The organism is Eubacterium sp. AF15-50 (assembly GCF_934835595.1).
Lineage (GTDB): Bacteria > Bacillota > Clostridia > Lachnospirales > Lachnospiraceae > Eubacterium_G > Eubacterium_G segne.
Genome location: NZ_CAKVZL010000110.1, coordinates 1 through 5,967 on the forward strand (window position 1 = coordinate 1; position 5,967 = coordinate 5,967).

The 5,967-nt window shown below is 36.2% G+C and carries 7 protein-coding genes; all 7 read right to left on the bottom strand.

The window, feature by feature from the left end; translation table 11 throughout:
- A partial coding sequence (locus tag Q5O73_RS09715; protein WP_302669581.1) for a Stp1/IreP family PP2C-type Ser/Thr phosphatase occupies nucleotides 1-606 on the bottom strand: 606 nt, incomplete at its 3' end.
- 15 nt (nucleotides 607-621) lie between these two features.
- Nucleotides 622-1,674, bottom strand: a complete 1,053-nt coding sequence (gene rlmN / locus Q5O73_RS09720) for a 23S rRNA (adenine(2503)-C(2))-methyltransferase RlmN (RefSeq protein WP_186839948.1) — start codon at nucleotides 1,672-1,674, stop codon at nucleotides 622-624.
- Nucleotides 1,671-3,014, bottom strand: a complete 1,344-nt coding sequence (gene rsmB, locus Q5O73_RS09725; protein WP_302669582.1) for a 16S rRNA (cytosine(967)-C(5))-methyltransferase RsmB — start codon at nucleotides 3,012-3,014, stop codon at nucleotides 1,671-1,673. The genes rlmN and rsmB overlap by 4 nt, the downstream gene beginning before the upstream one ends.
- Nucleotides 3,007-3,714, bottom strand: a complete 708-nt coding sequence (locus Q5O73_RS09730; protein ID WP_302624488.1) for a zinc metallopeptidase — start codon at nucleotides 3,712-3,714, stop codon at nucleotides 3,007-3,009. The genes rsmB and Q5O73_RS09730 overlap by 8 nt, the downstream gene beginning before the upstream one ends.
- A 19-nt stretch (nucleotides 3,715-3,733) precedes the next feature.
- Nucleotides 3,734-4,660, bottom strand: a complete 927-nt coding sequence (gene fmt / locus Q5O73_RS09735; protein WP_021953330.1) for a methionyl-tRNA formyltransferase — start codon at nucleotides 4,658-4,660, stop codon at nucleotides 3,734-3,736.
- Nucleotides 4,661-4,675: 15 nt separating this feature from the next.
- Entirely contained in the window at nucleotides 4,676-5,173 is a 498-nt protein-coding gene (gene def, locus Q5O73_RS09740) for a peptide deformylase (RefSeq protein ID WP_302669583.1), read from the bottom strand.
- Nucleotides 5,174-5,200: 27 nt separating this feature from the next.
- On the bottom strand, nucleotides 5,201-5,967 hold a 767-nt coding region (gene priA, locus Q5O73_RS09745), incomplete at its 5' end, for a primosomal protein N' (protein ID WP_302669584.1).

Sequence of the window (5,967 nt, forward strand, 5' to 3'; positions counted from 1 at the left end):
ATTTGTAAGTCCGTCTGAACATAAAAGCAACTTGTCACCATTTTCCACTTCTATTTCAAAAATGTCCGGAGTGGATGTTTTGTCATCTGCCACTCCTATAGCTTTGGTAATAACATTTTTCTTGTAATGAGTTCTTGCTTCTTCTCTTTCTAAAACACCCATTCTAACCATATCTTCCACCAGTGAATGGTCTCTTGTAATCTGCCTTATGTCTCTTCCTATCAAATAGAGCCTGCTGTCTCCAACATTTGCAATATAAACATGATTCTCAACTAATGAGGCTGCAACAAAGGTGGTTCCCATACCACTGTAATCTCTGTTGGAATTTGCCATATCAAATATATCTTTATTTACTGAAATAATTCCCGCATCTAATATGTTGGCAGGATCTGACATATGGGTAGTGCAGGCATATTTTACAAATCTTTCAATGGCTTCCCTTGAAGCCACGTCTCCTGCCTTATGCCCCCCCATACCATCTGCAACAATAAAAAGGTTAGGGAGCTTTCCTATTGGTTGTGTAGATACAAAAATACTATCCTGATTAATAGTTCTCATTAAACCTACATCAGTTTTTCCAAATGCATTAATTTTAATATCTGCCAATGATTTTCCTCCCTTCTAATCCTTTAATATTTTTCCGGACATAACCTCATTTCTAAGCTGTCCGCACGCTCCGTTAATGTCTCTGCCCATTTCTCTTCTTATAGTAACATTTATCTTATTTTTTTCAAGTATTGATTTAAAATGTTGTACCGCAGCTTTATCCGGTTGGGTCATTTTCCTTTCTTTAATGGGATTTACAGGAATAAGATTAACGTGGCAGTTTATTCCCTTAACAAGACCTACCAGTTTAAGGGCTTCCTCCGTATTGTCATTTACTCCTGCAACTAAACTATACTCAAAAGTAATTCTTCTTTTAGTTTTGTTAAAATAATAAACGCAGGCATCTAAAATTTCATTTATTGAATATTTGTATGCTATAGGCATTAACTTCTTTCTTGTTTCATCATCTGATGCATGAAGGGAAAGTGCCAATGTAATCTGCGGATGCATATCTGCCAAACGTTTTATGTTAGGCACTATTCCACAAGTTGAAAGAGTTATGTTTCTCTGACTTAAATTCTTTCCGTTTTCGTCTGTAATCATTTCAATAAATTTTGTTACATTATCAAAATTATCCAAAGGCTCACCACTGCCCATTAAAACAATGTTAGATACCTTTTCATTTATGTCTCTTTCAATGGAATAAATTTCATCAAGCATCTCTGACGGAGTCAGGTTTCTGTCTAATCCCTTAAGGGTTGAAGCACAAAACTTACATCCCATACGGCATCCTGACTGGGTAGATATACATACTGAATTGCCGTGATGATAACGCATCAGAACACTTTCAATAACAGAACCGCCTTTTATTTCTGATATGTATTTTCTTGTGCCGTCAATTTTTGAAACTAAAACCTGTATCTGATTTACATTTCTTATTTCATATTCCCTGCTTAACTTCTCCCTTAAGCTTTTGGAAATATTAGTCATTTCATCAAAGCTTCTTACGGTTTCCACGTGAAGCCATCTGTATATCTGACCTGCCCGAAAGGGCTTTTCACCCATTTTCGTTAATTCTTCTTTTAATTCTTTTAAATTATATGACTTAATATCTTTTAATTCACTCATATTTTCTTAAATGCTGATACGAAAAAACCATCCATACCATATTCTCCCGGATAAATTTGTACATAACCCTTATCTCCGCCCAGTTGCTTTGGTAAAATGCCTGCAAGAGAAACCGGGGTAAGGGGGAGATTTTCCGTTATCCACCTTACATTTTCATCATTTTCATATTTATTAACGGTACAGGTCGAAAAAACCAGTGTCCCGCCTTTTTTTAAATATTTACATGACACCTGCAAAATCTGTCTCTGTAATTTAACAAGTTCCTTTATTTGTGCTAATGACACATTATATTTTATGTCATTTTTCTTTCCCATAACTCCAAGACCTGAGCAGGGCAAATCCGCCATTACCACATCAGCAGCTTCTATGGATTTTTCATCTAAGACTGTTGCATCCATCACGGTTGTTTTAATATTTTTATAACCCATCCGTGATATATTTTCATTTATCAGGCTGATTTTATATGGTGTTAAATCCCTTGAGTCAACCATTCCTGTCTGCCCCATAATATCAGCCATATGCATGGTTTTTCCACCGGGAGCTGCGCATACATCTATAATGTAATCACCTTTTTTAGGATTGGCACTAAGTCCCGCCATCATGGAGCTTAAATCCTGAACTGTAATCATTCCCTTTAAAAAAGCCTCTAAGCTGTTTAAATTATCGTAATCCCAAATTAATAATGCCTTGTCATATAGCGGGCTTTTTTCCACCTTAACACCACTGTTTTCTAAGATGCTTATTACTTCTTCCACTGTAGCCCTGCCGGTGTTTACCCTTACTGTGGTTCTTCTGTCAGAATATATGGAGGTAAGCATTTCCTTTGTTTTATTAATGCCATATTCCTGTGTCCATAATTTAATTATCCATTCCGGCATGGAATAATTCACTGAAAGTTTTTTTTCCTCATTAACAGGATATTTAATATCCTCTATATTTCTTGCAATATTTCTAAGAACTCCGTTTACAAAGCCCTTAAGTCCCGAGAATTTTCTTTTTGCCGCTAACTTTACCGCTTCATTACACACTGCCGAAACCGGAACTGATTTCATATACTTTAACTGATAAACAGAAAGTCTAAGTATGTTTCTTATAACTGGCTTCATTTTTTTAACAGGTGTTTTTGAATAAATGTTTATAATATAATCAAGTTCAATTTGTCTCTCTAATGTTCCCTGAAATAATCTGGTAATAAATGCTCTTGTCTGTTTATCAATATCCTGATACCCGTCTAGTGTATTTTTAAGCACTATATGACTTTTTTCACCATTTTCAGTTTTTTCAAGCATTGTTAATACCACATTTCTTGAATTAACATTACATGAGACATTTTTAGTCATCTCTTCTTCCTCCAAACAGTATTATAAGTCTTAAGAGCTGTAAAATTGATGATGCTGCCGCTGCCACATAAGTAAGGGCTGCCGCACCTAATACTTTCCTTGTATATTTAAGCTCCTGACTTCCAAATATGCCTGTACTTTCTAATACTTTTATGGCTCTTCCTGATGCATTAAACTCTACAGGAAGAGTTACTATCTGAAATATTACTGCCAATGAAAAGGCAAAAATACCGATATTTATTATTGTCTGTCCTGTTCCCTGTCCAAAGAATATTAATCCTGCAATTATAAGTACCCAGGACAATCTTGCTCCCCAGTTCGCAAAAGGAACCAATGCATTTCTCACTGCAATAGGTGTATATCCCTTCTGATGCTGCATTGCATGACCACATTCATGAGCTGCAACACCTATGGCTGCCACACTGGTGCTGTTATAAGTAGCATCTGACAGACTAAGTACCTTATTTGAAGGATTATAGTTATCTGTTAAATCCCCTGAAACATGTCTTATCTGTACATCATATATTCCCTGAGATTCCAATATTTTAGCTGCTGCCTGTGCCCCCGTAAGTCCTGAATTACTTCTGTATCTTGAATACTTTTTAAAGGTTGAGTTTACATGTGCTGAAGCTGCCATGCAAATCACCATACCTATAATAATCAAAATATATGTTGGGTCAAAATAAAATCCATATAGCATAAAAACACCTCCTAGTATATTAATCTCCCAAATGGTGTGCATTTATTTCATATCCGTTTAAAAATGCAGAAACTTCCATTCTCTTCTTTCCTTCCAGCTGTATTTCCTGTAAAATCAGAAAATTTTCTCCTGTTGCCACCTTAATGCCCCTTTTTGAAACTTCCATTATTTCTCCCGGAGCTTTATCTGTAGAACCTTCCTCTACCTTTGCCTTCCAGATTTTAAGAGTTTTTCCATTAAGGGTTGTATACGCACTTGGCCATGGATTTAATCCTCTTATTAAACGTTCAATTTCCACTGCAGGCTTTGAAAAATCAATATTTCCCAGTTCTTTTGTTATTTTTCCCGCATAGGTGGATAAGGAATCATCCTGCTTAGTTCTTTCTGCTGTGCCTTGTTCTAACTTGTCAAGAGTTTCTATTATAAGCTTTGCCCCTTCTTGAGACAAGGCATCAAACAGGCTCCCTCCTGTTTCGTCATCTCTTAATTTAACTACACTTGTATCTATAATGTCACCTGTATCAAGACCTTCTGCCATATACATTGTGGTAACTCCTGAATACTCTTCACCATCAATAACTGCCCACTGTATAGGTGCAGCTCCACGGTACTTAGGTAAAAGCGATGCATGCACATTAACGCATCCGTATTTTGGCAAATCGAGAATTTCTTTCGACAAAATCTGTCCAAACGCAATTACCACAATTACATCAGGCTTTAGATTTCTTAAAATTTCCACAAACTCCTTATCTTTTACCTTTTGTGGCTGATATACCGGAATATTAAGCTCCACTGCCGTTTCCTTTACAGGAGTAAACTGCATTTTGTGACCTCTTCCCTTTGGTCTGTCCTGCTGGGTAACAACTGCCGTTACATCATGCTTACCGGCTATAGCCTTTAATGCAGGTACGGAAAAATCCGGTGTTCCCATAAATACTACTTTCATGTATTCACCCCCTGACTATTCTTCATTATTTTCGTACAACTCTTCGTTGTCGTATAATTTTCCTTCCACCTTATCTACATACATAACTCCATCTAAGTGATCATTTTCATGAAGTATGCATCTGGCTAACAATCCTTCTGCCTCTAATTCAAATTCTTCCATGTTTTCGTCTAAGGCTTTTACCTTTACATTATTAGCTCTTGTAACCATTCCTGATTTTCCAGGAACGCTCAAGCATCCTTCATATCCTGCCTGAATGCCATCTCTGTCTATTATTTCAGGATTAATAAAAACATATGGAATGCTGTTTCCCTCCTCATCTCCACAGTCCACAACAAATATTCTCTTTAAAATTCCCACCTGTGGTGCCGCTAAGCCTACACCATTTGCCTCATACATGGTATCAAACATATCTTCAATTAATATCTTAGTACGGGAATTCATTTCCTTAACCGGCTTGCATACCTTTCTAAGACATGGTTCTCCTAATTCTCTTATATTTCGTATTGCCATTTTCTTCTCCTTAAATAAATTGTCAATTTATACTTTAAAATCAAATTGTACATTAACATTTTTGAAATTTTGTGAACAGTTTATTACATCTTCTAAACTATCTTTTAAATCTATTAATTCTTTTCTTGTTATTCCCTTTAAATATATTATTCTTCTATGAACATCATTAACCTTTGAAACCGGTGGTTTTGCCGGGCCTATAATCATAAGCTTATTATAATGTTCATCTCTTTTCTTCTTTATGATTTCAGTAATATATTCCGTGGCAATGTTTAATTCCTTTTGGTCTTTTCCCTGTAAAAATACGGAAATCATATTTGCCACCGGAGGATATGACATAAGCTTGCGGTAGGCTATTTCCTCCTGATAAAACTCCTCATAGTCCTGATGACTTGCAGCTTTTATACTATAATTATCCGGGGAATATGTCTGAATAACCACATCTCCTAAGCTTACTCCTCTTCCGGCTCTTCCTGCCGCCTGACATAAAAGCTGGAAGGTTCTCTCTGCTGCCCTGTAATCAGATGCATATAAAGACATATCTGCTGCTAAAACTCCCACTAAGGTTACGTTAGGGAAATCATGCCCCTTAACAATCATCTGGGTTCCCACTAGTATATCTGCTTCGTGATTGGCAAAAGCTGAAAGTATTCTGTCATGGCTTCCTTTTTTAGATGTAGTATCTTTATCCATCCTTAAAACTTTTACGTTTTCAAATATACTTTTAATTTCTTCTTCTATTTTCTGAGTTCCAGTTCCAAAAGGCTTAACATAATGACTACCACAATCAGGAC